The organism is Micromonospora sp. BL4, from assembly GCF_003667505.1.
GTDB lineage: Bacteria > Actinomycetota > Actinomycetes > Mycobacteriales > Micromonosporaceae > Micromonospora.
Window position 1 is genome coordinate 1 of record NZ_RCVJ01000151.1, and the last position, 24,914, is coordinate 24,914.

Consider the following 24,914-nt stretch of genomic DNA (forward strand, 5'->3'; position numbering starts at 1 on the left):
AGCGAGGTGAGGTCGTCGCCGCCGACCGGCGACGACCTCACCTCGCTCGCGGTCTACATCGCCCACGACCGGGTCGGCGCGCTGTTGTCGGTGCTGATGGAGCTCGCCGTCCGGGGGGTCAACCTGACCCGGATCGAGTCCCGCCCGACGGGCGAGGCGCTGGGCCGGTACGTCTTCTTCCTGGACTGCACGGGGCACGTCGCCGACGTGCGGCTGGGCGAGGCGTTGCAGGGCCTGCGCCGGGTCTGCGCCGACGTCCGTTTCCTGGGCTCGTACCCCCGGCACCGCTGGGCCGAGTCGGCGGGTGAGCGGCCGGTGCCGGCGCCGGCCGGCCTCTCCGACGTCGACTACGCCGACGCGGCGGCCTGGCTGGCCCGGCTGCGCAGCGGCGAGCTGAGCTGACCGGGGTGCCGGCGCGTCCCGGGATCGGGGGCGCCGGCACCGGCGTGATCAGCTCAGGAGACCGCCGAGCAGGCCACCCTCCTGCTGCTGCTGGCCGCTGCCCATGATCGGCGGCTCCTCGGAGGGCTGGACAACCACGAAGCCCTGGCCGGCGAAGCTCATCGTGAAGGACTCGCCGGTGCGTCGCCCGAGGAGCGTGCCGAGGCCGAGCTGCTCGGCCCGGTGGTAGCCGGTCTGGAGGTTGGCCGACCAGCAGACCGCGGCCTGCGGGTCGACGTACGTCGGGGCGTCCACGTTCAGCACCACCGGGGTGCCTCGGGTGGTGATGGCGATCCGGCCGTGCCCGCTGAACACGCAGTTGAACAGGCCGGACGAGGAGGCCATCCCGGCGCCGCCGACCATCCGGATGTCGTACTGGAGGGTGGAGTCGAAGGCGAGCACGCTGGAGCCGTTGATGGAGAGGGCGTCGCCGGGCTCCAGGTCGATGATGTGCACATCCTTGGCCAGTTCGGCGAGGAAGACGTCACCGCGGCCGGAGACCTTCATCAGCGGGACACCCTCGCCGGTGAGCTTCTGCTTGAGGAACTTGCCGAGCCCGCCCGAGCCCAGCGCCTGGAACTGCACCTGCCCCTGGTAGGCGACCATCGACCCGACCCGGGCCATCGCCTCGCCGTTGAGCTCGATCTTCAACATCTTGGAGTTTTGCAGCCGCATGCCGGGCTGTGCGGACTCCTTCTCCAGATTCTCCGTGGAGAACAGCTCGCTGCGCATGAAAGGTGCCTCCTGAAAAGGTCGCGGTCGCTGCACCGACGGTAGGCGACCAGGGCAACCGCGGGCCATCGGCCGAGCGGCGCGGCGGGTCGGTCCGGCGGCGACCGGCCGGGGTCAGCCCCAGCCCAGCGCGTGCAGCCGCGCGTCGTCGATGCCGAAGTGATGGGCGATCTCGTGCACCACGGTCACCGCCACCTCGTCGACGACGTCCTCGTCGTTGTCACAGATCCGCAGGATCGGGCGGCGGTAGATGAAGATCCGGTCCGGCAGCACGCCCGAGTAGTCCCAGCCCCGGTCGGTGAGCGCGTGCCCCTCGTAGAGGCCCAGCAGGTCGGGTTCGTCCGGCGGCGGGTCGTCCTCGACCAGGATCACCACGTTGCTCATCAGGCCGAGCAGTTCCTCGGGCACCTCGTCGAGGGCGTCGCCGACCAGCTCCTCGAAGCGTTCGCGAGTCATCTCCACCGGCACCCCACCCATTCTGCCCGACCCCGTGCGGAGCGACGGGTCACGATGAGCGGCCCGGGCCGGGGTCCGCGCGTTCACGGAGAGAGCGGCCGCCCGCTAGCGGGCGGAGACCCTGTCCGTGAACGTGCGGCGTGCGGATCGGCCGGCTCAGGAGGCCAGGCGGGCGGTGAGGGTGATCTCGGCGCCCGGCGAGAGCAGTCGGGAGATCGGGCAGTTGGCCTTGGCGGCCTCGGCGAGCTTCTGGAACTCCGCGTCGTCGATGCCCGGCACCTGGCCGACGGTCTCCAGGTCGATCCGGGTCACGGTCATCCCGGCGTCGGTCTTGTCCAGGTGGACCTTGGCGGTGGTCTCGACCGAGGTGGGCGTCGAGCCGGCGTCGGCGAGAGCCTTCGAGAACGCCATCGAGAAGCAGCCGGAGTGTGCGGCGGCGATCAGCTCCTCGGGGTTGGTGCCCTCGCCCTCCTCGAAGCGCGACTTGAAGGAGTAGGTGCCCGACAGGCCGCCCTTACCGGTGCGGACGGTGCCCGAACCCTCGGTGAGATTGCCCTGCCATTGTGCGGAAGCGGTACGGATAGGCATGACCAGAACGCTAGCGGAAAGGCGACCGCCGAGCGACCGACCGGCACCGAAGCCGGCCCTGCGATCCCGGTCACCACCCGCCGACTGTGCCATGATTCGACGCAGGCCCGTGACCGGCGGAAGGATGGCCGATGTCCGAGGAGCTGCCAATCCCCCGGCAGGGTGACCGGTCCGACGGCCCGGCCGTGATCGAGTGGGGTGGCGACGATCCGATCCCGCCGCGCCGGTTCGGTCGGTCCCTGGCCGGCTTCACCCGGGACCCCCGGCTGCCTCTGCTGCTCGCCGGGCTCGGCGCGGTGGCCGGGGTCGCCTCGCTGGTCGGCGAGTGGCTGGTGATGACCCTGCCGAACAGCGGCCCCGCCGGGACCAGCGCGATCGACGTGCCCGCCGGGGTCTCTGACATCGGCGGCTTCGGGGTCGGCTACCTGGTCGGCCTGCTCGGCCTGGTCTGCGCCGTGGCACTGGCGCTGCGGGGCACGGCCGCCGTCCGGCAGAACGCCCGGCTGGTTGGGCTCACCCTCGCCGGAGCCCTGCTGGCGCTGCTGATCGCCGCGACGGCGACGCTCAACGACAGCGGCCAACGGACCTACTTCTACTCACCGCAGGACGGTTTCCGGGTCGAGTACGGTCGCGGCCTCGTGATGGCGTTCGTCGCCTGCGTGCTCCTCGGCGCGGCTCTGCGCCTGGCTTCGACCGCCTCCTCGGGTCCGCGCACGGAGCTGGCGGCGGACGACCGCCCCGACGACGGGGCGCCGGGTCGAGGCTGGCGCCGCCGCCGCGATCACGATCCTGCCGACGAGGACGGCCTGCCCGCGCCGGCCGACCTGACCGTCGCCCCGGCCGTCCCGTTCGCCCGCCCGGAGCCCCCGGCCTGAGCCGCGCCGGGAGCGCGGTCGGACGCTCTGCTCGTACCGTCTGACCTGCGATTCCCGGACACCGACGGTGCGCCGCGCGTTGGCGTCCGATTCGCCTGGAAGCCATGGTTGGGACCTGTTCCGCGAGGTACGGTTGCTGCCCGCCGTCACGCCGGGTCGCGGCACCAGTACCGCACGGCAGGCTGCGACGGCGGCGGGCGAAGGAGGAACGATGACCCGCCCGGGACTGCCCAAGCTGATCGCGACCGACCTTGACGGCACGCTGGTTCGCAGCGACGACACCGTCTCCGCGTACACCCACGGGGTGCTCGACCGGGTGCGGGCCGCCGGCATTCCGGTGGTCGGCGCGACCGGACGCGGGCCCCGGTTGACCGAACTGACCCGCAACGACATCCGGGCCGCCGACTTCCTGGTGATGGCCGGCGGCGGGTGGGTGGTCGACCAGAGCGACCCGACCGGTCCCGTGGTCCTCCGCGACGAGCGACTGGCCGGCGAGGTGCTGGCCCGACTGCTCGCCGACCTGGAGGCCGAGGTCGGCCCGCTGACCGTCATGGTCGAGGCCTCCGACGAGCACGACGCCCCGCTCTGGGGCGACTACCACGCGAGCTGGCCCTACCAGGACAGGTTCGAGGCGCGGACCCGCGCGGAGTGCCTCTCCTGCGACGTGATCAAGGCCTTCGCCCGGACCGCCGACCACCACGTGGACGAACTGCTGGCCGTGGCCCGCCGGATCATCCCGCCGCAGGTCGCCACACTCACCCAGGCCGGGCTCGGGTTCATCGAGATCTGCCCGCCCGGGGTGGACAAGGCGACGGGGCTGACCGTGGTCGCGCAGACCCTCGGGGTCGACCCCGCCGACGTGCTGGTCTTCGGTGACATGCCCAACGACCTGCCGATGTTCGAGTGGGCCGGCTGGGCCCGGGTGGCGGTGGCCAACGCGCACCCCGCCGTCCGTGCCGCCGCCGACGAGGTGACCCTGCGCAACGACGACGACGGGGTGGCGATGTATCTGGACCGGCTACTGTCCCGGTGATGCGAGAAACACCCCGACTGATCGCCACCGACATCGACGGCACGCTGATCCGCGACGACCACACGGTCAGCGCCCGCACCGCCGGCGTGCTGGCCCGGATCGTCGCCCAGGGCACGCCGGTCGTGCTGGTCACCGGCCGCCCGGTCCGCTGGCTCAAGATGGTGTACGAGCAGCTGGCCGAGCCGCTGCCGGCGGTCTGCGCCAACGGCGCCGTGGTCTACGACCCGGTACGCGACGAGGTGCTGCGCGCCGACCCGCTCGCCCCACAGCACCTGGCCGAGGTGGCCGAGCGGCTGCGTGCCGAGGTGCCCGACATCGCTTTCGCCGTGGAGATCCTGGACAGCCGGGAGATGCGCCACGAGGAGACGTACCCGCTGCGGTGGGACGCCGACCACGAGGCGATTCGCCCGGTACGGACGCCGGAGGAGCTGCTGTCCGTTCCGGCGGTGAAGCTGCTCGTGCGGGCCGGCGAGCGGGACCCGGACGTCTTCGCCGACCTGGTCGCGGCGGCGGTGGCCGGGCTGGCCGAGGCGACGCACTCGTCGAACTCGGGGCTGGTGGAGATCTCCGCGGCGGGAGTGACCAAGGCGGCCGGGCTCGACTGGTACTGCGACCGGCTCGGCGTGGCGGCGGCGGACGTGCTGGCCTTCGGCGACATGCCCAACGACGTGCCGATGCTGACCTGGGCCGGTCGGGGCGTGGCGGTCGCCAACGCACACCGCGCCGTCCTGGCGGTCGCCGACGAGGTGACCACGGCGAACTCCGAGGACGGCGTGGCGGCGTACCTGGAGAAGATCTTCGGGGTGGACTGACCGGCCCGGGGCCCGGTCAGAGGTACTGGCCGGTGTTGTGCCCCTCGCCACCGGTCGGCTGGCCGATGCCCGGCATCCCGGGCACGATCCCCCCGGGACCGCTGGGCAGCGCCTGCCGGCCGGAACGCATCTGCTCCAGCTGGACCCGGGCGGCCATCTGCTGGGCGACCAGGGCCGCCTGGATGCCGTGGAACAGGCCCTCCAGCCAGCCGACGAGCTGAGCGTGCGCGATGCGCAGCTCGCTCTCGCTGGGGGCCTTGTCCTCCGTGAAGGGCAGGGAGATCCGCTCCAACTCGTCGCGCAGCTCGGGGGCGAGGCCGTCCTTGAGTTCGACGATGGACCGCTGGTGGATCTCGCGCATCCGGTTGCGGCTGGCGTCGTCCAGAGGGGCGGCCTTGACCTCCTCCAGCAACTGCTTGATCATGCTGCCGATCCGCATCACCTTGGCCGGCTGCTCGACCAGGCGGGTGGGGTCCTCGCTCTGCCCCTCCTCGGTCTGGACCGTGCCGATCGGCCGGCCGTCCGGGCCGACCACCACCACGGTGCCGGGGTGGCCGGAATCGTCGCGGTCGGGCTCGTCGTTCTGTGCGGCGGAGTGCGCTTCGGTCATGGGGTCCATCTTTACCCAGTGGGCGCAACCCATGCCGCTCGGGACCGACTCCCGGGCCCGAACCACCCGGGCGGGGCGCGCTACCGTCGCGCCATGTCTGCCGACCCGCGCGCTGTGCTGACCCGGCCCGCTCCGGAGCCCGACCGGACGGTGGCATACGGCGAGCACCCCGACCAGGTGGCCGACCTCCGGCAGCCGGCCGGTGCCGGCCCCGCACGCCCGCTGGTGGTCGTGGTGCACGGTGGCTTCTGGCGGGCCGAGTACGACCGGCGGCACACCGGGCCGCTGGCCGCCGCGCTCGCCGCGGCCGGCCACCCGGTCGCGCAGCTGGAGTACCGGCGTACCGGGCAGCCGGGCGGCGGCTGGCCGGGGACCATGACCGACGTGCTGACCGGAGTCGCCGAGCTGCCCCGGCTGGCCGCCGAGGCGCTGCCCGGCCGGGTCACCGAGGCCGCCCCGATCCTGATCGGTCACTCCGCCGGTGGCCACCTGGCGTTGTACGCGGCGGCCACCGCGCCCGCGACGGTGGGTGGTGTGCTCGCCCTGGCCCCGGTGGCCGACCTGGCCGAGGCGTACCGGCAGGATCTGGACTCGGGCGCGGTGGCGGCGCTGCTCGGCGGCGGCCCGGCGCAGTTCCCGGACCGCTACGCGGCGGCCGATCCACGATCATTGGTGCCGACCCAGACACGCACAGTAGTGATGCATGGCTCGGCCGACCAGCAGGTACCGGTGTCGATGAGCCGGGACTTCGTCGCGGCGGCGCGTGCCGCAGGATCCGATATTTCCCTTGTTGAGCTGCCCGGATGCGAGCATTTCGGGCTGATCGACCCGGAGTCCCCCACCTGGCCCCGGGTCCTCGTTATGTTGCGGTCCTTGCACGATGATCACTAACCATTGACGCAGCGTCGCGGAGCAGGTAGAACGCCGGAGGGGCGGTGTTCTGCCCTGCAACGCTCCTGGGAAGGAACTCGGTGTCGCAGATGAATCGCAGGCGGGCGCTCCAACTGTTGGCCGCGCTCGGTACGACCGGATTCGCCGCCGCGTGCGGCTCCGACACCGACGATCAGGCGACCGCCGACCGGGGGCCAATCAAGATCGGCCTGATCACGCCGCAGGCCGGCGGCTTCAAGAGCATCGGTGACGACATCACCAACGGTTTCCAGCTCTTCCTCGACCTGCACAACCAGCGGTTGGGCGGGCACCCGGTGGAGCTGCTGACCGCCGACGAGGGTGACACCGCCAAGACCGGCAAGGCAGCCGTCGAAGACCTGCTCAAGAAGGGTGTGCTGGCGCTCACCGGGGTGGTCAACTCGTCGGTGATGGTCGGCATCCGGGACACCGTGGAGCAGGCCCGGGTCCCGCTGATCGGCTCCAACGCCTCACCGAGCAGCCTGCAGAGCGTCTTCTACATCTGGCGGACGTCCTACGTGCTGGACGAGGCCGGCCGGGCGCTGGGCCGCTACCTGCGCGACCAGCTGCCGTCGAACGGTCGCATCGCCATGATCATGCCGGAGAACGTCGGCAGCCCGGACGTGGTGCGGGGCTTCCGGCAGGAGTTCGGCGCCAGTGACCCGCGGATCGCCGACCCGGTGACCAACACCAACCCCACCTCGAACCCCGGCAAGAACACGTACGTCGCGGACATCCGCAAGGCGCTGAACAAGAAGCCGACCGCAGTCGTCTGCTTCTACGCCGGCGCGGCGGCGGTGGAGTTCATCAAGCAGCTGCGTGACCAGTTCTCCGGGCCGGTGTACGCACCCGGCTTCCTCACCGAGGGCACCGTGCTGGAGAGCATGGACCGCGACGCGCTCGGCATCCAGACCGCGCTGAACTACTCGGCCGACCTGAACAACACGTCCAACCGGGTCTTCGCCTCGGCGTACCGCAAGAAGTACCAGGTCACGCCCACCACCTACGCCATGGCGTCGTACGACGCGGCGCAGGTGCTCGACCAGGCGATCCAGCTGACCGGCGGGTCCCCCAACCCCCAGCAGGTCAACCTGGCGCTGGGCAAGATCGGCCAGATCGACAGCCCGCGCGGCATCTGGCAGTTCAACCAGCCGCGTACGCCGCAGCAGAAGTGGTACCTGCGCGAGGTGCAGCGCGACGGTCAGGTCATGTCGAACGTGCTGATCAACGAGCTGGCCACGCTGGGCTGAGCGCCAGCAGGAGCGAACGTCAGGGCCGGTCTCCCGAGAGGGAGGCCGGCCCTGGTCGTACGCGGCGGTGTTCCGGTCAGTGCCGCAACTCCCCGATGCAGCACTTCACGCTGCCACCGCCCTTCTTCAGCTCGGCCAGCTCGACCGGGACCGGGTTGTAACCGGCGGCCTTGAGCTTGCCGGCCAGCCGGGTGGCCTCGCTGTTGAGCACCACGTTCGCGCCGTCGCTGACCAGGTTGAGCCCGAAGGCCATCGCGTCCTCGTCGTCGGCGATCACCGCGTCCGGGAAGAGCTGGGTGAGCACCCGCTGGCTGGCGGCGGAGAACGCGCCGGGGAAGTACACGACGTTCGAGTCGTCGATGGCGGCGAGCGCCACGTCCAGGTGGTAGAAGCGCGGGTCGATCAGGCGCAGCGACACCACCGGCCGGCCCAGCGCCTCCTGCGCCTCGGCGTGCGCCGGGATCTCGGTGCGGAAGCCGTGCCCCGCCAGGATGAGCCCGCCGTGCGCCTCCGGCACGTACGCGAAGTCACCCTCGCCCTCGTTGGTTTCGCTCGGGGCGATGAACCGCCAGCCCTGCGACTCGTAGAAGGCATGGTGCAGGGCGGCCTCGGCGGCCCGCTGCTCGTGCTTGAACCGCGCGCCGTAGACGCTGCCGTCCACCACGAAGCCGCCGTTGGCGGCGTACACCATGTCGGGCAGGCCACGCTCCGGGGTCAGCAGGTGCACCTGGTGGCCGAGGCCGACCAACGTCTCGCGCAGCCGGTCCCACTGCTTGACGGCCAGTTCCCGGTCGACCGGGGTGGTCACGTCCATCCACGGATTGATCGCGTACTCCACCGCGAAGTGCTCGGGCGAGCACATGAGATATGTCCGCTTTCGCGAGACTCGCTGCTGGTTCACGGTCACCAAGAGTAGGTACCGTTGAACTTTGGTAACAGCCACAACCATTGCTTCCCAGAGGCGGAACGTTGCAGATAGACGCGGTAGACCAGCGGATCATTGCGTTGCTCGTCGCCGACGCCCGCGCGTCGTACGCCGACATCGGCACCCGGGTGTCACTCTCCGCCCCGGCGGTCAAGCGCCGGGTCGACCGACTGCGCGCCACCGGCGTGATCAGGGGATTCACCGCGGTGGTTGACCCAGCGGCCGTCGGCTGGACCACCGAGGCGTTCGTCGAGCTGTTCTGCGCCGGCCGGACCACCCCGGCGCAGATCGGCGTGGCGGCCCGCCGGCACCCGGAGGTGGTCGGCGCGTACACCGTCTCCGGCGAGGCGGACGCGCTGGTGCATCTGCGCGCCGCCGACATCGCCCACCTGGAGGCGGCGCTGGAGCGGCTACGCGCCGAGTCCTTCGTGACCTCCACCCGCAGCACCATCGTGCTCTCCCGGCTGGTCGAGTCCCCCGGCGTCGGCCCCTCCACCCGCTGACCGGATCCGTCCGGTCCGCCGCACGGTGGTCCGGGTCGGACCGGATCCGGAACCGGACGTCCGATGGGAACCGGAGCGGCCCGGCCCGCGTCCAACAGCGTTGGTCCCTGCCCGACGGCCGGGCCACCGCAGCATGACCCTCCCTCCCCGGCGGGTGGGGCCCGGTTCTCGGGGTTTCCGGGCCCCACCCGCCCTTGACCTCAAGCCCGGTTCAGCAGGTGAACTGGCGGCGGAGCGTGGGCACGACGCCCACCCTGGCCGAGGGGGTTTCATGCGGGCGATCTGGTTACGTGAATTCGGCGGGCCCGAGGTGCTCGTGCCCGGCCCGGCTCCCGACCCGGTGCCCGGCCCCGGCCAGGTGCTCATCGACGTCGCGCACGCCAACATCACCTTCGTCGAGACGCAGCAGCGCTCCGGTCGTCCCGGGGCGTTCCGGGTCACCCCACCGCTGATCCCCGGCAACGGCGTCGGCGGGGTGATCGCCGCCGTCGGGCCGGACGTCGACCCCGGGCTGACCGGGCGGCGGGTGGTCAGCGCCACCGGCGGCTCCGGCGGATACGCCGAACGCGCGGCGGTGGACGCGTCCGCGCCGATCGAGGTCCCGGCCGGGCTGCCGCTGGACGCGGCGGTCGCGCTGCTGGCCGACGGACGCACCGCCACGATGCTGATCGAGGCGGTCGGCGTCCGCCCCGGCGACCGGGTGCTGGTGGAGGCCGCGGCGGGCGGGGTGGGCAGCCTGCTGGTGCAACTCGCCGGCCAGGCCGGTGCGCGGGTGATCGGCGTCGCCGGCGGGCCACACAAGGTGGGCCTGCTGCCCGGGCTGGGCGCCGATCTGGCGGTCGACTACCTCGTGCCGGGCTGGGCAGACCGCGTCCGGGACGCGGTCGGCGGGGTCGATGTGGTCCTCGACGGGGTCGGCGGGTCGGTCGCCCGAACGGCGTTCGAGCTGCTGGCCCCCGGTGGGCGCATGGTCAGCTTCGGGCTGGCCAGCGGCGAGTGGTCACCGGTGTCCGCGGAGGCCGCCACCGCACGGAGGGTCACGCTGGTCCGCCCGGACGTGCCGCCCGCGCGGCTGCGCGCGTACACCGAACGGGCGCTGGCGGAGGCGGCGGCCGGCCGGCTGCGGCCCCTGATCGGGCAGCGCTTCCCGCTGGAGCGCGCCGCCGACGCGCACGCCGCCATCGAGGCCCGCTCGACGGTCGGCAAGACCCTGTTGGACGTCTCCTGAAACCGCGCTCAGAGGTACATGCCGGTGCGGTGCTCGGACTCGTCGCGCCGTACCGGCTTGTCACCCTCGCCGAAGAACCGCTTGCCGCCGAACTCGCCGTGCAGCCGGTCGTCCAGCTCGTCGGCGAGCCCGGTCATCACCTGCACCGCCAGCATCAGGTGGGTGGCCTGGAAGTTGCGGCCGAAGACCGGGATGGACGCCCAGACCGTGTCGTCGGCGCAGTAGAGGCGGCCGATCGGCATCCTGTTGGTCAGCTCGGAGAGCTTGACGTAGAGCCGCTCGGTCGGCTCCACCTCGGTGAGCACCGGGGAGAAGACGTCCACCAGGGGCGGGTTGTCCCGCACCCGGACGAAGACCATCGCCGAACCGGCCCGGATGTTGATGTCGCCGTCCGAGTCGACCTGCAACCGGTCGGTGTCGGACTTCAGCATCGTGGAGACCACGGTGCGGACCCGATCCGCCAGGTCGAGCACATCGTTCCGTTCGGCCTGCGCGGCGGCCGCCTCGGCCAGTGCCTCCTCCAGGTCGCCCTCGACGTCGGCGTCCGGGCCGAACTCGCTTCGCGCGGTGCCCAACGGCTCCACGGTCAGCGGCTCGCCCTCGGCGTCCTGCACGACGTAGACGAGGAACGCCGGGTGCGGGGCGCCGTAGACGTCGCGCAGTGTCCGGGAGAGCAGCGCCGCGATCCGGGTCGCCTCCGCTGTCGTGCCGTCCAACCCGAAGGAACCGCCGGAGCCCGCCACCACCCCGGGCGGCGACCAGCCGAGCGCGACCATGTCCGCCACCGCCGCGCGATCCAGCCGGTAGCCCGCCGGCAGGGCGGCGTTGCCGACCGCCCGGGCGGAGAGCCGGCCGTCGCCGTCCACGTCGACGCTGATCGAGTAGACGGCGTCCCCGGTCCCGGAAGCGGTGGGATCCAGGGTCAGCTCAAGATGCGCGTCGGCGGGCAACTCCCGCAGCCGGACGGCGAGCGCACGGGCGAACTCCTGCCACGCCTCCGTCACCTTGGCCCGCAGGTCCGTGGTGCTCGGCTCGTCGAGCAGGATCGACTCCGCCGGCCCGGCCGTACCGCCGGGCAGCTCATTGTTCGGCGCCGAGGGGTGGTCAGCCGTCATGATCGCCTCCGTCCGTCACGATCACCCTACCCACGCCGTCCGGGCATAGAATCAGCCCGGACCGTGATCGGACAGCCGCACGGCCCGGCGCGGAGCCGCGGCGGTTCTCATCCGTGCGAAGGCAGCCTGGTCCGGACGCTCAGCCGCCCCAGCCCCGCTGGTGGCCCGGCGGTCAGACCGCCGACGGATCGGCGGGATCGGCGCCCAGTTCGACCGGCCAGGTGGCCGCGAGGGCGCTGAGCCGGGCAGCGGCGTCCGCCGGGTCGGCGCCCCGGCCCACCGCCAGCCCGAGCAGGTACGCGGTGATCGGCGCGCCCGGTCGCAGCACCTGGTGGGCGACGTCGCGGGCCAGGTCCAGCACCACCGGCACGGGCACCTTCGCCGTGCCGAGATCCAGCTCGGCACAGGCCGCGGTCACCCAGTCGTCCATCACGGTCATCGCGCCCACTCCTCCGCCCGGCGTACGTCCTCGTCAGTGTCGCAGTCGAACCAGGGCGGCGCGCCGTCACCGGACCAGGGCACCTCCCGCACGACGAGGCCGGCCAGCAGCGCCCGGACCGGAGCCCCCGCGAGGCTCCCGCCCCGCTCGGCCGCCAGCCGGTCCAGCCCGGCACGCAGCGCGGCGACCCGCCACACCCCGCAGAGCGACTGCCGCCGCCCATCCGCGTCGACGAAGCACGCCCCGTCGGGCCGCTGCTCGCTGCCGGCGACGCCCATGCGGGCCGGCGGTGCGGGAGGAGCGCCGCCGCCGGCCGGGACGGCACCGACGCCCTCAAGGGTGAGCTGGGTCAGCAGGTCGCCGATCGCGGACCGGGTGAGCAGCGGCAGGTCGGCGGCGAGCAGCGCCACGAGGGCCGTGTCCGGGTCGAGCAGCGCCAGCCCGGCCGCCGTCGCGGCGACCGGCCCGCCACCGGGCGGATCCTCCCGAATGACCAGCACCCCGTCCGGCACGATGCCGGGGGGACCGACCAGCACCCGCGGCGTCGCATCGGCGACGGCGGCCAGCACCCGGTCCCGCATCGGCCGGCCGCCGACCGGCAGCGCGGGCTTGTCCACCCCGCCCATGCGCCGGGCGGCACCACCAGCGAGCACCACGGCGGCGTACGTCCCCATCCGGCCACGGTAGCCGCGCCGACACCCGGTCGGCGCCCGGTGCCGCCTGCCCGATGCCCGGTGGTCGTGCGGGCGTACCGGCGCGGGGTGCAGGATGGCGGGATGGGACGGGCGACTGACCGACGGGGCGTACTCCGGATCGACCTGGACGCGGCGGCCGACGGGCGCGGGTCCGTCCGGCGACCGGACAATCTGGCGGTCGAGGAGCCGCTGGAGATTCGCGTCGGCGCTGCCGGTCCCGGCCGGCGGCGGCCGCTCGCGGTCACCATGCGCACCCCCGGGGACGACCTCGACCTGGCCATCGGGTTCCTGCTGACCGAGGGTCTGATCCGCTCGACCGACGACGTGCGCACCGCGCAGCTCTGCGCCGGCGCGGAGACGCCCAACACGTACAACGTGGTGGACGTGGTGCTCGCCCCCGGGGTGCCGGAACCGACCACCGACCCGTCCCGGAACTTCTACACGACCAGCTCCTGCGGGGTCTGCGGCAAGGCCAGCATCGACGCCGTCCGCACCCGCTCGCTGTTCCCCGTCGCGGCGGACCCGCTCACCGTGCCGGCCGCCCTGCTCGCCGAACTGCCCGACCGGCTGCGCGCCGGCCAGCGCGGCTTCGACCGGACCGGTGGCCTCCACGCGGCGGGGCTGTTCACGCCCGACGGAGAGCTGGTGGCGCTCCGGGAGGACGTGGGCCGACACAACGCCGTCGACAAGGTGATCGGCTGGGCGGTGCGGGAACGACGGCTGCCGCTGGCCGGGCACCTGCTGCTGGTCTCCGGCCGCGCCAGCTTCGAACTGACCCAGAAGGCATGGATGGCCGGGTTGCCACTGCTGGCCGCCGTCTCCGCGCCGAGCACCCTCGCCGCCGAACTGGCCGACGAGGCGGGGATGACGCTCGTCGGCTTCCTGCGCGGACGGACCATGAACGTCTACGCCGGCCCGCACCGGATCACCGTGGAGCAGCCGGCCTGACCCGGGCCATTCAGCGGTTGAGCAGGTCGAACAGCTCCAGCCGGATCGCGGCGTCACGGGCCAGCAGGAAGCCCGCGATGCCGAGGATCCAGCCGAGCATGCCGCCGGAGTGCCGCACGATCCAGGCGTTGAGCCGGACCAGCACCGGCTCGACCAGACTCGGCCACGCCACCCGAGCCACCAGCAGCAGCACCGCCGGCAGCACCATGACCAGGCAGTAGCCGGCGAGCAACCCCACGATCTGCGCCGCGCCGAGCCCCGAGGTGGTCAGCAGACCGACCGCGCCGAGGTACGGCAGCATCGTCGCCACCTCCGCGAGCGCGGCGAGCAGCGCCAGCCCCACCAGCCATCGCGCCGAGGAGTCGCCGGCGGTGACCCGGTCCCGCCAACGCAGCACACCGCCGCCACGCGGGCGCCGTTTGCCGTCGTACCGGAAGCTGAGCGCGAACAGCCCGACCCCGAGGACGAGCTGCGCCCAGAGCACCGGCCGGTTGTCCATCGCCCCGCCGAGCACGTCGGCCAGCCGGCTGCCGCCCAGGGCGAGCAGCAGCCCGACGGCGAAGTAGAAGACGGCGATCGTGCCGAGGTAGACGAGGATCCGCCGGGCGTTGACCGTCCCGGGCGCGAGCAGCAACCAGACCGGGATGAAGAGGGTGCCGATGCTCGTGCTGTCGATCAGGGCCAGGCCCACGAGCGACAGCAGCAGTCCGACGCTCACGTGCTGCATTTGTGGAGTAGGGGCACCTGACCATTGTCCGGCGATGCCTGCGGTGTCGAGTCGGCCCCAGACAGGAGAACCGCGTACATCGTTCGGACCACACCGGTCAGCGGCGGCCACGTCGACGCCTCCTGCGGGGGCGGACCACGCCGGTCAGACCGACCGACGGCCAGCCATCCAACTCGGACGGGGGCACGCCGCGCCGGAGCAGGTCGTCCAGGAGCAGGGCGAGCGAGTAGTCGGGGTGCAGGCTCAGCGTGCGCTCCAGCGCGACCGCCGCCAGCGCCCCCTGCCCCGCCCGCCAGGCGGCGAACGCCAGCAACGCGCCCGGCGCGGCGGTCAACTCCGACCCGGCCCGGCGCAGCACGTCGGTCCAGAGAGCGATGTCGCGGTCCCGACCGTCGGTGCGTTCCCAGGCGTGGTCGCGGATCGGCAGGTGCGTCAGCAGGAGGCTCAACCAGGCCACCTCGTCGTCGTCGAGCCGTTCGCCGCGCCGTTGCCGGCGCTGCGCCTCGCGGACCGCCGCCACCCCGGCGGAGCGCAGCGTCCGACCGCCGAGCAGGTCGCTCTCGGGCGCCCGCTCGACCAGCTCGGCCAGTCGTCGCTCGGCCCGGACGGTGGCCGCGCGCAGCGCGTCCCGGGCAGGGCCGTCCACCGGCGCCACCTGCGCCACGAGTGCGGCCCGGTCGGGAAGCGCGACCTGCCCTGCGAAGACGGCCGAGGCGGTCACCTGGTTGGCCGCCGGGTCGTAGCGCCGGCCCTCGGGCGGGCAGCAGTCGGCCTCGGCGCAGAGATAGGACCACCACCGGCCGTCGGTCACCCGCAACGCGTCCAGCACCTCCAACCCGGCCCCGGTCAGGGCGGCGCGAACCGCGTCCACGCTCGGCGTCACCCGGTCGGGCGGCCCGTAGCCGATCACGGTCGCGGCCTCCGCGCCCTGACGATGGATCACCCCGGCCAGGTGCCGGGCCCGCTCGACCGGATCGGTCGACGGATCGGGCAGGTCGGCACGGGCGGCGAAGATGATCCGCCGGCCACGCAGCGCCACCGCTACCACGCTGTCGGCGGGGTGGAAGCCGAGCAGGTACGGCACGGCGGCGAGCAGGTCGGCGGGTGAGCGGACGGCGAGCCGGGGGCGGTCGGTCGAGGTCATGCCGGGAGCCTGCGTCGGGCTCACCCGGCTTCGCCGCCCCTGTGGACGACACGCGGCTCATCCACAGTCACTCCCCGTGTTGTTCCTGGTCGAAGCGCATCGCCAGGTGCTGGAGAGGAACCGTTGGCGGCGGTGGCGGACCTGATGTGTCCGGGTGGTGCCGTTGTGTCGTGGGGAGCGGTTACGGTGCGCTGATGGACCTGGCGTATCTGCGCGCGCACCCGGCACACCTGCCGACTTTCCGGACCCATCAGCGGATCAGGGAGACGCCGGTCGCCGGTGGTGACATCTGCGCAGCCGCCCGGCTCACCCTGGACGACGGCCACTCGGTCTTCGCCAAGTCCTGGCCCGAGCGGGCCGACCGGCCGGTGCCGGAGGGCTTCTTCGCCGCCGAGGCGGCCGGGTTGCGCTGGCTGCGCGAGGCCGGCGCGGTCGCCGTACCCGAGGTGATCGTGGCGCTGCCCGACCTGCTGGCGCTCGACTGGGTGGAGCCCGGCGAGCCGACGCCGGAGGCGGCCGAGCGCTTCGGCCGGGAGTTGGCCGACCTCCACCGGGCCGGCGCGCCCGCCTTCGGTGCGACCTGGCCCGGTTTCATCGGGGCGCTCGGGCAGGACAACACCCCCGACGACGGCCCCTGGTCGACGTGGTTCGCTCAGCGGCGACTCGCTCCCTACCTACGGCGATCGGTCGACGTCGGCGCACTGAGCGGCGACGACGCCGCGCTGGTCGAGCAGGTGATCGGTCGGATCGGCGAGTTCGGCGGGGAGGAGCCGCCGGCCCGCATCCACGGCGACCTGTGGCCGGGCAACGTGCTCTGGGGCGCCGACGACCGCGCCTGGCTGGTCGACCCGGCGGCGCACGGCGGTCACCGGGAGACCGATCTCGCCCAGCTCGCGCTCTTCGGCGGCATCCCGCACCTCGACCGGGTCCTGGCCGCCTATCGGGAGAGCTGGCCGCTTCCCGACGGATGGCGGGACCGCGTGCCGCTGCACCAACTGCACCTGCTGCTGGTGCACACCGCACTGTTCGGCAGTGGATACCGAGATGCGGTCGTCCAGAGCGCCCGTGCCGCCCTGGCCCGGCCCGAGCGCGCTACGGTCGACAGGTGAGCGTCGCCCCGCGGACCGACGGCGTCCTCGTCGACCGGTTCGGCCGGGTCGCCCGGGACCTGCGCGTGTCCCTCACCGACAAGTGCAACCTGCGGTGCACCTACTGCATGCCCGCCGAGGGGCTGCCCTGGCTGGCCGGTCCCGAGCTGCTCACCGACGCGGAGATCGTCCGGTTGGTCCGGGTGGCCGTCGAGCGGCTCGGCGTGACCGAGGTGCGGTTCACCGGCGGCGAGCCACTGATCCGACCCGGACTGGTCGGCATCGTGGCCGCGGTCGCCGCGCTGGAGCCCCGCCCGCGGATCTCGCTCACCACCAACGGCATCGGCCTGGACCGGCTCGCCCCGGCGCTGCGCACGGCCGGCCTCGACCGGGTGAACGTCTCTTTGGACACCCTGGACCCGGACCGGTTCGCCCAGCTCACCCGCCGTGCCCGGCTGGACGCGGTGCTCGCCGGGCTCGCCGGAGCCGCCGCCGCCGGTCTCAACCCCGTGAAGATCAATTCCGTGTTGATGCGCGGCGTCAACGAGGACGAGGCGCCGGCGCTGCTGCGCTTCGCTGTCGACCACGACTACCAGCTGCGGATCATCGAGCAGATGCCACTGGACGCCCAGCACGGCTGGGACCGCAGCACGATGGTCACCGCCGAGGAGATCCTCGCCTCCCTGCGTACCCGCTTCGTCCTCAGCCCCGACCCGGCCGAACGCGGCGCGGCGCCCGCGGAGACCTGGCTGGTCGACGGCGGCCCGGCCCGGGTCGGCGTGATCGCCAGCGTCACCCGCCCCTTCTGCGGCGACTGCGACCGCACCCGGCTCACCGCCGACGGCCAGGTCCGCGCCTGCCTCTTCGCCACGGAGGAGTCCGACCTGCGCGCCGCGCTGCGCGCCGGCGCGGACGACGACGACCTGGCCCGGCGCTGGCGCACCGCGATGTGGGGAAAGCGCGCCGGGCACGGCATCGACGACCCCACCTTCCTCCAGCCGACCCGGCCGATGTCCGCGATCGGAGGCTGAGCCGTGGACCCGACGCCGCTGACCATCCGCTACTTCGCCGGCGCGCGCGCCGCCGCCGGGCGTTCCGAGGAGGTCACCGCCGCCGGCCGGTCACTCGACGAGCTGACCGTCGAGCTGGCCCAGCGGCACGGCGACCGACTGGCCTCCGTGTTGCGCGTGGCGAGTTTCCTCGTAAACGGCATCACCTGTCATGATCGTCAGGCACCCCTGCCCGGCGGGGCCACGATCGATGTCCTGCCCCCGTTCGCGGGTGGCTGAGGGAGGCGCACAGATGTTGGCGGTTATGGGGTTCGTGGCCGTCCTGGCGCTGGTCATCGGCCTAATCCACCTCTACCTGTGGAAGCGGCTGATCAAGGACACCACCGCGCCGGGCCGCTGGCGGCGGGTCGGTGGGATCGCGGCCCTGGTGTTGGCTCTGCTCGTGCCGCTCACCCTCGCCGGCACCCAGGCCGGGCTCTACTGGCTCGCCTGGCCGGGCTACCTCTGGCTCGCGCTGATGTTCTACCTGCTGGTCCTGCTCGCCGTGCTGGAAGTGCCGATGCTGGTCACCCGGCTGGTGCTGCGCCGCCGCGTCACCGCCGTCGAGCCGACCGCCGCCGCACCCGAGCCGGTGTTGGTCGGCGCCGCCGGGCCGACCGATCCGCCGGCCGCCAACGCGGTCCGGACGCCCGACCACGACCCGGCACGCCGGCTGCTGCTGGCCCGCGGGGCAGCCATCTTCGCCGGCCTCACCGCCGCCGGCATCACGGGGTACGGAGTCCGCACCGCGCTCGGCCCGCCGCAGCTGGACCGGGTGCAGATCCCGCTCGGCAAGCTCCCCCGCAGCATGGACGGCCTGCGCATCGCCACCGTCTCCGACATCCACCTCGGGCCGCTGCGCGGCCGGGCGCACACCGAGCGCATCGTCGCCGCGATCAACCGCCTCGACGCGGACCTGGTCGCGGTCGTCGGCGACCTGGTCGACGGCTCGGTCGCCGAACTGGGGTCGGCCGCCGCGCCGCTGCGCGACCTGCGCTCCCGGTACGGCAGCTTCTTCGTCACCGGCAACCACGAGTACTACTCAGGGGTGGAGGAGTGGGTCCAGGAGGTGGACCGGCTGGGCCTGCGGGTGCTGCAGAACCAGCGGCAGGAGATCCAGGCCCGGGGCGGCGTACTCGACCTGGCCGGTGTGAACGACCTCTCGGGTACGGGCACCGGCCTGGCCGCCGGGCCGGACTTCGCCGCCGCCCTCGGTGACCGCGACCCGAACCGACCGGTGGTCCTGCTCGCGCACCAGCCGGTGGCGGCGAAGGAGGCGGCCCGGTACGGCGTCGACCTGCAACTGTCCGGGCACACCCACGGCGGGCAGATAGTGCCGTTCAACCTGGCGGTCCGCCTCGAGCAGCCGGTGGTCAGTGGGCTCGGCGAGGTCGACGGCACCAAGGTCTACGTGACCAACGGCGCCGGTTTCTGGGGTCCACCGGTCCGGGTCGGGGCCGAACCGCAGATCACCCTGGTCGAGCTGCGCTCGGCATAGCGGACGTCACGTCCGCGCGTGGCGGCAGGCGGCCGGCGCGGCGCGCGTGACAGGATGCGGCGTGCCCCCGTTCAGCGCCGTACCCCCCGGTGGCCTCCCGCCATTCGTCGCGGACCTGCACATCCACTCGAAGTACTCGCGCGCGTGCAGCCGGGACCTGACCCTGCCGAACCTCGCCTGGTGGGCGCGGCGTAAGGGCATCGCCCTGCTCGGCACCGGAGACTTCACCCACCCCGCCTGGTACGACCACCTGGTCGAGACGCTGCGCCCGGCCGAACCGGGGCTCTACCGCCTCGACCCGGAGGCGGAGCGGGACATCGCCCGCCGGCTGCCGCCCCGGCTCGCCGGCACGGCGGAGGCGGACCCGGTCCGCTTCATGCTGAGCGTGGAGATCTCCACGATCTACAAGCGGGACGACCGGACCCGCAAGGTGCACCACCTGATCTACCTGCCGGACCTGGACGCGGTGGCCCGGTTCAACGCCGCGCTCGGCCGGATCGGCAACCTCGGCTCCGACGGCCGGCCGATCCTCGGCCTGGACTCCCGCGACCTGCTGGAGATCACCCTGGAGGCGAGCCCGGACGGCTATCTCGTTCCGGCGCACATCTGGACGCCGTGGTTCTCCGCGCTGGGCTCGAAGTCCGGCTTCGACGCGATCGCCGACTGTTACGCCGACCTGGCCGAGCACATCTTCGCCGTGGAGACCGGCCTCTCCTCCGACCCGGCGATGAACTGGCGGGTCGGCAGCCTGGACCGCTACCAACTGGTGTCCAACTCGGACGCGCACTCCCCGCCGGCGCTGGGCCGGGAGGCGACCGTGCTGACCGCCGAGCGGAACTACTTCGCCGTCCGGGAGGCGCTGCGGACCGGCGACGGCCTGGCCGGCACCATCGAGTTCTTCCCGGAGGAGGGCAAGTACCACGCGGACGGGCACCGGCTGTGTGGGATCAACTGGTCTCCCGAGCGGACCCGGGCCGCGGACGGACGCTGCCCCGAGTGCGGAAAGCCACTCACCGTGGGCGTCCTCAGCCGCATCGAGGAGCTGGCTGACCGTGCCGCGGGGCACCGGCCGGCGCATGCCCGGGAGGTCACCCACCTGGTGCCACTGGCCGAGATCCTCGGCGAGATCAACAAGGTGGGCGCCCGGTCGAAGAAGGTCGAGGGGCGGCTCAACGAGTTGCTCGCCGCGCTCGGCCCCGAGCTGGAGATCCTGACCACGACGCCGCTGACCGACATCGCGCAGGCTGGCGGCGAACTGCTCGCAGAGGGCATCGGGCGGCTGCGGCGCGGCGACGTGCGCCGGGTGCCGGGCTACGACGGCGAGTACGGCGTGATCACTCTCTTCGACCCGGCGGAGCTGGGCGCCAGCGCGGGCGCGGCGCAGGAGACGCTGTTCGACGTACCGGTGCCGGCGCAGCGGAAGCCGACGGAGCCGGCAGCTCGGGCGGCAGCCAAGCGTCCCGCGGCGGCGAAGGCGGAGCCGAAGCGCAAGACGGCCCCACCACCCGCCCCACCGATCGCCTCGCCGCCGTCACCGCACGAGCCGTTCGAGCCGATGCTCGCGGGCATGGAGGAGGTCGGCACCGGCCTGCTGGACCGGTTGGACGCGATGCAACGGGTGGCCGCGTCCGCGCCCGGCGGCCCGCTGCTGATCGTGGCCGGCCCGGGCACCGGCAAGACGCGGACGCTGACGCACCGGATCGCGTACCTCTGCGCGGAGCTGAACGTCTTTCCCGAGCACTGCCTGGCCATCACCTTCACCCGCAGGGCCGCCGAGGAGCTGCGGCACCGCCTCGACAGCCTGCTCGGCCCGGTCGCCGAGGACGTCACCGTGGGCACCTTCCACGCGCTGGGGCTGACGATCCTGCGGGAGAACGCCGACGCGGCCGGCCTGCCGGTGGACTTCCGGATCGCCGACGACGCCGAGCGGGCGGCGGCCCGGTCGGAGGCCGGCGATGACCAGGCCAGCTACACCGCGCTGCTGCGCAAGCAGGGCCTGGTCGATCTGGACGAGCTGGTCAGCCTGCCGGTGGAGCTGCTGCGGACCGACCGGGAGCTGGTCGGGCGGTACCGGGATCGCTGGCGGTGGATCTTCGTCGACGAGTATCAGGACGTCGACGCGGTGCAGTACGAACTGCTGCGTTTGCTCAGCCCGGCCGACGGTAACCTCTGCGCGATCGGCGACCCGGACCAGGCGATCTACTCCTTCCGGGGTGCCGACGTCGGCTACTTCCTGCGCTTCTCCCAGGATTTCACCGACGCCCGGCTGGTCCGGCTCAACCGCAACTACCGCTCGTCCGCACCCATCCTGGCGGCCGCCGTGCAGGCCATCGCTCCGTCCTCGCTGGTCCGGGGCCGTCGCCTGGACCCGGCCCGGCTCGATCCGGAGGCGCCGCTGGTCGGTCGCTACCCCGCGGCCTCCGTCGCGGAAGAAGCCGACTTCGTGGTTCGTACGGTGGACGAGTTGGTCGGCGGGCTGTCCCACCGGTCGCTGGACTCGGGTCGGATCGACGGTCGGTCCACTTCGCTGTCGTTCTCCGACATCGCGGTGCTGTACCGCACCGACGCGCAGGCCGCACCGATCGTGGACGCTCTGACTCGGGCCAACATTCCGGTACAGAAGCGTTCCCACGACCGGCTGCGGGACCGGCCCGGGGTGGCGGCCATCGCCCGCGAGCTGCGGCACGCCGACGGTCTGGCCGGCTCGCTCGCCGCCCGGGTGCGGCTGGCCGGTCAGGTGGTCGCGGAGCGGTTCGCCGTGCCCACCCTGGACGGCGCCGCCGTGGGCCGTCCCGAGGACGTCCGATCGGCGGTGGATCTGCTGACCCCGCTGGCGCGACGCTGCGGCGACGACCTGGAGACGTTCCTGTCGCAGCTGGCCACCGGCGCGGAGGTGGACGCGCTCGACCCGCGTGCGGAGGCGGTCACCCTGCTCACGCTGCACGCCGCGAAGGGCCTCGAGTTCCCGGTGGTCTTCCTGGTCGGCGCCGAGGACGGGCTGCTGCCGCTGCGCTGGCCGGGCTCGACACCCGACGAGGATGCGGTCGCCGAGGAGCGGCGGCTCTTCTTCGTCGGCCTGACCCGGGCTCAGGACCGGCTGTACGTCACGCACGCCGCCCGCCGTACCCGCCACGGCGTGGAGCGCGACTGCGCACCGTCGCCATTCCTCGGCGCGATCGACCCGGGGCTGTTCGAGCGGTTCGGCGAGACCGAGCCGCGCCGACCGAAGGACCGCCAGCTCCGCCTCATCTGACCCTCTCCGCTCCGTCGTGAGCACTGGCGGTCAGAACGCAGGCGGGTCGTCCGGCCCGCCGCGCCCTGTAGCCGCACCGACCCCATTAGCGGCCGGTCATCCGGCGACGCGGCGACGACGCGCAGCTACAGTGGCGCGCGGCCACCGAACCGTTCGCGACGGGCGCTGAAGCCCAGCCCGGCCCCGTCCCGCGGCGATCCACCCGGCGTCGCCAGCTGATCCGCCCGACGCGGCCACGCGTTCCGTCCGGGGCGGCGTGAGTCCGGCACGGCCACAGTGAGTCCGGCACGACCAGGCGGTGAGTCCGGGGACGATCCGCCGGACGCGGGCCAGGCGGTCCGTCCGGCGACGGGCCGTCTGCCGCGGCCGTGCGTTCCCTCCGGGCGCCAACGCGTTGCGTCCGGGGCGGCCACGCGGTAAGTCCGGCGACACCCGCCGGCCGCGGCCAGGCGGTCGGTCCGATGAGCCTGATACCTCAGAGTCATATTTATGACTCTGAGGTATCAGGCTCTTCAGGGCGAATACCGCTGACGGCATCACACTGAGTGAGATCAGCAGCTCGAAGCGGCCTGGCGACGGTCGACGATCGTTCAGCGGCGGGGCAGCAGCGGGCGGACAGGCAGGCGGGCAGGCGGACCGCCGGGCGGCAGCTGCGGCGGCAGCGGCGGGCGGCAGCGGCAGCGGCGGCGGCGCTGCTGGGTGGCGGATCAGCGGACGACTGGCTGTGGGCCAGTGGGTCGCCAAGGTGGGCCGGATCAGGCGAGGAGCACGGCGAGCCAGGAGCCCGCGAGCAGGGCCGGGCCGAGTGGGAGCAGGGTGTCCCGGCGTACCCGCCGTGTCGCGAGCAGGCCGAGCACGACGCCGCCGTGCAGCAGGTGCGGCAGGAGCAACCCGGCCAGCAGGGCGTCCCGGCCCAGCCAGCCGAGCGGCAGACCGAGGACGGCGACGAGCTTCACGTCCCCGAAGCCCAACCGGGAGCCGGGCAACAGGGCCAGCAGCACGTGCGTACCGCCGGCGACCGCGGCGCCGGCCAGCGCGCCAGGCAGCCGACCGGGGACGCCGGCCAGCAGCGCCGCACCGGACAGGCCACCGAGGGCGAGCAGGGCCGCGGCCAGGACCAGCGGGTCGGGCAGCCGTAGACAGGCCAGGTCGACCACGGCCAGCACGAGCCCCACCGACGCCACCGCGAGGAAGACCGGCAACGCCGGGTCGTCACCCAGTGCCACGGCCAGCCCGACGAACACCACGCCGGTCACCGCCGGGCTGAGCCACACCCACCGGCGGGGCCGGGGTGGTGCCGGGAAGTGCGCCGGTCGAGTGGCGAAGCGCCCGGCCAACGGAGGAACGGCGAAGCCGACCAGCACGCCGAGCAACGCCACTGACACCAGCGCCACGGCCGACATGCGCCGGAGATTACCGCCGGTCGCCCTCCAGCACGGTCCCGGAGCGCGATCCCGCGCTCGGCCGACGGGGGCGTTCGGTGCTCACCACCAGTGCCACCCCGGCGACGATGACCGCTCCGCCGAGCAGCACCTGTGGAGTGATCGGCTCGGCCACCAGCAACGCGCCGAGCGCCACCGCGACCGCCGGGTTGACGTAGGCGTACGTCGAGACCAGCGAGATCGGCGCGTTGTGCAGCAGCCAGACGTACGCGGTAAAGGCCACCAGCGAGCCGGCGACCATGAGGTAGCCCAACGCCAGCCAGGATCGGGTACTGACCTCGGCCGGGTGGAAGTCGCGTAGCTCGCCCCGCCCGGCGGCGACGACGGCCAGCGCCAGCGCGCCGGCCAGCATCTCGTACACCGTGGCGACGAACGGGTCGGCGGGCATCCGGATCCGCCCGGACAGGAACGATCCGACCGACCAGGAGGTGGCCGCCGCCACCACCGTCAACGCCCCGACCAGCGGCACCGCGTCCGCGCTGCCGGCGGGCAGCACCAGCAGGACCAGACCGACGAAGCCGAGGGTGACCCCGGCGAACGTCCAGACCGGAGGCCGGTCCCCGGTGGCGGAGCGCAGCAGCACCACGAGCAACGGCACGGTCGCCACCAGCAGCGCGGCGATCCCGGACGGCACCGCCACCCCGGGCGGCCCGGACTCGGCGAGCACCACCAGACCGTTACCGCCGGCGAGCAGGAGCACCCCGACCAGCGCGGCGGAGCCGAGCTGTCGGCGATCCACCCGCAGCGCGCCCGGCCCTCGGCGCAGGCGCAACACCGCCGCCAGCACCGCACCGGCGACGGCGAACCGCAGAACGGCCGACGTCAACGGAGGCAGCGTCTCCACTGCGATCCGGATGCCCAGATAGGTGGAGCCCCAGAGCAGGTAGACCACGATCAACGCGGTCCAGATCAGGGTCGGCGCGGTGCCGGCGCGGCGACCAGCCAGGGCCGCGGCACTCGGTGGAGGTGAGCTCATCGGTGGACCACGCTACGGTGACCACGGAGTCGGCGTCGCGCATTGGTGGCCGGCCTCTCACCACTTGTGCAGGAGGGCGGCATGACGAACTACGGACCACCGGGTGGCGGCGTCCCGGGACCGTGGCGTGGGCAACGACCTGACGAGACGCCCGGACGGCCGCCCCAGCAGCCCTACC

At 73.2% G+C, this 24,914-nt stretch carries 26 protein-coding genes; 14 read left to right on the forward strand and 12 right to left on the reverse strand.

Annotation, left to right across the window (positions count from 1 at the left end):
* Window positions 1-402, forward strand: a 402-nt coding sequence (locus tag EAD89_RS19615) for an ACT domain-containing protein (RefSeq protein WP_121676758.1), incomplete at its 5' end; no start/stop codon positions are given.
* Between the two features lie 48 nt (window positions 403-450).
* Here EAD89_RS19615 and EAD89_RS19620 read toward each other — a convergent pair.
* From EAD89_RS19620 to EAD89_RS19630, 3 genes are all read right to left on the reverse strand, one after another.
* Window positions 451-1,173 (reverse strand): AIM24 family protein, encoded by a 723-nt coding sequence (locus EAD89_RS19620; protein ID WP_121656728.1) that lies wholly within the window; start codon window positions 1,171-1,173, stop codon window positions 451-453.
* Window positions 1,174-1,287: 114 nt separating this feature from the next.
* Window positions 1,288-1,635, reverse strand: coding sequence for a metallopeptidase family protein (locus EAD89_RS19625; RefSeq protein WP_199723567.1), 348 nt, complete (start codon window positions 1,633-1,635; stop codon window positions 1,288-1,290).
* Between the two features lie 150 nt (window positions 1,636-1,785).
* On the reverse strand, window positions 1,786-2,217 hold the full coding sequence (locus tag EAD89_RS19630) for an OsmC family protein (protein ID WP_121656729.1): 432 nt from the start codon (window positions 2,215-2,217) through the stop codon (window positions 1,786-1,788).
* 131 nt (window positions 2,218-2,348) lie between these two features.
* Between EAD89_RS19630 and EAD89_RS19635 the strand changes: the two genes are divergently transcribed.
* The 3 genes from EAD89_RS19635 (at window position 2,349) to EAD89_RS19645 (ending at window position 4,937) form a co-directional block, all read left to right on the forward strand.
* Window positions 2,349-3,092: a hypothetical protein gene (locus tag EAD89_RS19635; protein WP_121676759.1), complete on the forward strand. Its 744-nt coding sequence runs from the start codon at window positions 2,349-2,351 to the stop codon at window positions 3,090-3,092.
* Window positions 3,093-3,303: 211 nt separating this feature from the next.
* A complete protein-coding gene (locus EAD89_RS19640; protein WP_121656731.1) occupies window positions 3,304-4,125 on the forward strand; it encodes an HAD-IIB family hydrolase in 822 nt (273 codons plus the stop codon).
* Window positions 4,125-4,937, forward strand: coding sequence for an HAD family hydrolase (locus tag EAD89_RS19645; RefSeq protein ID WP_121676760.1), 813 nt, complete (start codon window positions 4,125-4,127; stop codon window positions 4,935-4,937). Before EAD89_RS19640 ends, EAD89_RS19645 begins: the two co-directional genes overlap by 1 nt.
* 16 nt (window positions 4,938-4,953) lie before the next feature.
* On the opposite strand, the gene EAD89_RS19650 is transcribed toward EAD89_RS19645, so the two are convergent.
* Window positions 4,954-5,556 carry a bacterial proteasome activator family protein gene (locus EAD89_RS19650; protein ID WP_121656733.1) on the reverse strand — a complete coding sequence of 201 codons (603 nt, stop codon included), beginning with the start codon at window positions 5,554-5,556 and terminating at the stop codon, window positions 4,954-4,956.
* Window positions 5,557-5,640: 84 nt separating this feature from the next.
* Between EAD89_RS19650 and EAD89_RS19655 the strand changes: the two genes are divergently transcribed.
* Both EAD89_RS19655 and EAD89_RS19660 read left to right on the forward strand, forming a co-directional pair.
* A complete protein-coding gene (locus tag EAD89_RS19655; protein ID WP_121656734.1) occupies window positions 5,641-6,438 on the forward strand; it encodes a S9 family peptidase in 798 nt (265 codons plus the stop codon).
* Between the two features lie 80 nt (window positions 6,439-6,518).
* Window positions 6,519-7,706 (forward strand): ABC transporter substrate-binding protein, encoded by a 1,188-nt coding sequence (locus tag EAD89_RS19660; RefSeq protein WP_121656735.1) that lies wholly within the window; start codon window positions 6,519-6,521, stop codon window positions 7,704-7,706.
* A gap of 76 nt (window positions 7,707-7,782) precedes the next feature.
* Here the strand turns inward: EAD89_RS19660 and ddaH are convergent, their stop codons facing one another.
* A complete protein-coding gene (gene ddaH / locus EAD89_RS19665) occupies window positions 7,783-8,616 on the reverse strand; it encodes a dimethylargininase (protein WP_368666372.1) in 834 nt (277 codons plus the stop codon).
* Between the two features lie 59 nt (window positions 8,617-8,675).
* Between ddaH and EAD89_RS19670 the strand changes: the two genes are divergently transcribed.
* Both EAD89_RS19670 and EAD89_RS19675 read left to right on the forward strand, forming a co-directional pair.
* Entirely contained in the window at window positions 8,676-9,134 is a 459-nt protein-coding gene (locus tag EAD89_RS19670; protein ID WP_074315467.1) for an Lrp/AsnC family transcriptional regulator, read from the forward strand.
* 271 nt (window positions 9,135-9,405) lie between these two features.
* Window positions 9,406-10,362, forward strand: a complete 957-nt coding sequence (locus EAD89_RS19675; protein WP_121676762.1) for a zinc-binding dehydrogenase — start codon at window positions 9,406-9,408, stop codon at window positions 10,360-10,362.
* A gap of 8 nt (window positions 10,363-10,370) precedes the next feature.
* Here EAD89_RS19675 and EAD89_RS19680 read toward each other — a convergent pair whose 3' ends face one another.
* From EAD89_RS19680 to EAD89_RS19690, 3 genes are all read right to left on the reverse strand, one after another.
* Complete coding sequence (locus tag EAD89_RS19680; RefSeq protein ID WP_121656384.1) at window positions 10,371-11,477, reverse strand: hypothetical protein; 1,107 nt, start codon at window positions 11,475-11,477, stop codon at window positions 10,371-10,373.
* A 172-nt stretch (window positions 11,478-11,649) separates the two neighbouring features.
* Window positions 11,650-11,916: a DUF6457 domain-containing protein gene (locus EAD89_RS19685; RefSeq protein ID WP_121656389.1), complete on the reverse strand. Its 267-nt coding sequence runs from the start codon at window positions 11,914-11,916 to the stop codon at window positions 11,650-11,652.
* Complete coding sequence (locus EAD89_RS19690; RefSeq protein ID WP_121676763.1) at window positions 11,913-12,590, reverse strand: molybdenum cofactor guanylyltransferase; 678 nt, start codon at window positions 12,588-12,590, stop codon at window positions 11,913-11,915. The genes EAD89_RS19685 and EAD89_RS19690 overlap by 4 nt, the downstream gene beginning before the upstream one ends.
* A gap of 102 nt (window positions 12,591-12,692) precedes the next feature.
* Here EAD89_RS19690 and fdhD point away from each other — a divergent pair, with 102 nt between their 5' ends.
* Window positions 12,693-13,559 (forward strand): formate dehydrogenase accessory sulfurtransferase FdhD, encoded by an 867-nt coding sequence (gene fdhD, locus EAD89_RS19695; protein ID WP_121676769.1) that lies wholly within the window; start codon window positions 12,693-12,695, stop codon window positions 13,557-13,559.
* Window positions 13,560-13,569: 10 nt separating this feature from the next.
* Here fdhD and EAD89_RS19700 read toward each other — a convergent pair whose 3' ends face one another.
* Together EAD89_RS19700 and EAD89_RS19705 are read right to left on the reverse strand one after the other, a co-directional pair.
* Entirely contained in the window at window positions 13,570-14,277 is a 708-nt protein-coding gene (locus EAD89_RS19700; RefSeq protein WP_121656388.1) for a GAP family protein, read from the reverse strand.
* Between the two features lie 106 nt (window positions 14,278-14,383).
* Window positions 14,384-15,430 (reverse strand): DUF4192 domain-containing protein, encoded by a 1,047-nt coding sequence (locus tag EAD89_RS19705; RefSeq protein WP_121676770.1) that lies wholly within the window; start codon window positions 15,428-15,430, stop codon window positions 14,384-14,386.
* Window positions 15,431-15,624: 194 nt separating this feature from the next.
* On the opposite strand from EAD89_RS19705, the gene EAD89_RS19710 reads away from it, so the two are divergent.
* From EAD89_RS19710 to EAD89_RS19730, 5 genes are all read left to right on the forward strand, one after another.
* The gene (locus tag EAD89_RS19710) at window positions 15,625-16,539 is read left to right on the forward strand and encodes a fructosamine kinase family protein (RefSeq protein ID WP_121676771.1); all 915 of its coding nucleotides are present in this window, start codon (window positions 15,625-15,627) and stop codon (window positions 16,537-16,539) included.
* Complete coding sequence (gene moaA, locus EAD89_RS19715) at window positions 16,536-17,549, forward strand: GTP 3',8-cyclase MoaA (protein ID WP_121676764.1); 1,014 nt, start codon at window positions 16,536-16,538, stop codon at window positions 17,547-17,549. Before EAD89_RS19710 ends, moaA begins: the two co-directional genes overlap by 4 nt.
* Before the next feature lie 3 nt (window positions 17,550-17,552).
* A complete protein-coding gene (locus EAD89_RS19720; protein WP_121676765.1) occupies window positions 17,553-17,807 on the forward strand; it encodes a MoaD/ThiS family protein in 255 nt (84 codons plus the stop codon).
* Window positions 17,808-17,820: 13 nt separating this feature from the next.
* Window positions 17,821-19,065: a metallophosphoesterase gene (locus tag EAD89_RS19725; RefSeq protein ID WP_121676766.1), complete on the forward strand. Its 1,245-nt coding sequence runs from the start codon at window positions 17,821-17,823 to the stop codon at window positions 19,063-19,065.
* A gap of 61 nt (window positions 19,066-19,126) precedes the next feature.
* A complete protein-coding gene (locus tag EAD89_RS19730) occupies window positions 19,127-22,318 on the forward strand; it encodes a UvrD-helicase domain-containing protein (RefSeq protein WP_121676767.1) in 3,192 nt (1,063 codons plus the stop codon).
* A gap of 755 nt (window positions 22,319-23,073) precedes the next feature.
* Here EAD89_RS19730 and EAD89_RS19735 read toward each other — a convergent pair.
* Together EAD89_RS19735 and EAD89_RS19740 are read right to left on the reverse strand one after the other, a co-directional pair.
* Window positions 23,074-23,721: a prepilin peptidase gene (locus EAD89_RS19735; RefSeq protein ID WP_121676768.1), complete on the reverse strand. Its 648-nt coding sequence runs from the start codon at window positions 23,719-23,721 to the stop codon at window positions 23,074-23,076.
* 10 nt (window positions 23,722-23,731) lie between these two features.
* Entirely contained in the window at window positions 23,732-24,736 is a 1,005-nt protein-coding gene (locus EAD89_RS19740; RefSeq protein ID WP_233578834.1) for an EamA family transporter, read from the reverse strand.
* Window positions 24,737-24,914 lie beyond the last annotated feature (178 nt).

What these genes read in the sequence shown, in the direction of transcription:
- EAD89_RS19620 (WP_121656728.1), bottom strand. Translation starts at nt 1,173, where the DNA reads ATGCGCAGCGAGCTGTTCTCCACGGAGAATCTGGAGAAGGAGTCCGCA.
- EAD89_RS19630 (WP_121656729.1), bottom strand. Translation starts at nt 2,217, where the DNA reads ATGCCTATCCGTACCGCTTCCGCACAATGGCAGGGCAATCTCACCGAG.
- EAD89_RS19635 (WP_121676759.1), top strand. Translation starts at nt 2,349, where the DNA reads ATGTCCGAGGAGCTGCCAATCCCCCGGCAGGGTGACCGGTCCGACGGC.
- EAD89_RS19640 (WP_121656731.1), top strand. Translation starts at nt 3,304, where the DNA reads ATGACCCGCCCGGGACTGCCCAAGCTGATCGCGACCGACCTTGACGGC.
- EAD89_RS19645 (WP_121676760.1), top strand. Translation starts at nt 4,125, where the DNA reads ATGCGAGAAACACCCCGACTGATCGCCACCGACATCGACGGCACGCTG.
- EAD89_RS19650 (WP_121656733.1), bottom strand. Translation starts at nt 5,556, where the DNA reads ATGGACCCCATGACCGAAGCGCACTCCGCCGCACAGAACGACGAGCCC.
- EAD89_RS19655 (WP_121656734.1), top strand. Translation starts at nt 5,641, where the DNA reads ATGTCTGCCGACCCGCGCGCTGTGCTGACCCGGCCCGCTCCGGAGCCC.
- EAD89_RS19675 (WP_121676762.1), top strand. Translation starts at nt 9,406, where the DNA reads ATGCGGGCGATCTGGTTACGTGAATTCGGCGGGCCCGAGGTGCTCGTG.
- EAD89_RS19680 (WP_121656384.1), bottom strand. Translation starts at nt 11,477, where the DNA reads ATGACGGCTGACCACCCCTCGGCGCCGAACAATGAGCTGCCCGGCGGT.
- EAD89_RS19685 (WP_121656389.1), bottom strand. Translation starts at nt 11,916, where the DNA reads ATGACCGTGATGGACGACTGGGTGACCGCGGCCTGTGCCGAGCTGGAT.
- EAD89_RS19690 (WP_121676763.1), bottom strand. Translation starts at nt 12,590, where the DNA reads ATGGGGACGTACGCCGCCGTGGTGCTCGCTGGTGGTGCCGCCCGGCGC.
- fdhD (WP_121676769.1), top strand. Translation starts at nt 12,693, where the DNA reads ATGGGACGGGCGACTGACCGACGGGGCGTACTCCGGATCGACCTGGAC.
- EAD89_RS19705 (WP_121676770.1), bottom strand. Translation starts at nt 15,430, where the DNA reads ATGACCTCGACCGACCGCCCCCGGCTCGCCGTCCGCTCACCCGCCGAC.
- EAD89_RS19710 (WP_121676771.1), top strand. Translation starts at nt 15,625, where the DNA reads ATGGACCTGGCGTATCTGCGCGCGCACCCGGCACACCTGCCGACTTTC.
- EAD89_RS19725 (WP_121676766.1), top strand. Translation starts at nt 17,821, where the DNA reads ATGTTGGCGGTTATGGGGTTCGTGGCCGTCCTGGCGCTGGTCATCGGC.
- EAD89_RS19735 (WP_121676768.1), bottom strand. Translation starts at nt 23,721, where the DNA reads ATGTCGGCCGTGGCGCTGGTGTCAGTGGCGTTGCTCGGCGTGCTGGTC.
- EAD89_RS19740 (WP_233578834.1), bottom strand. Translation starts at nt 24,736, where the DNA reads ATGAGCTCACCTCCACCGAGTGCCGCGGCCCTGGCTGGTCGCCGCGCC.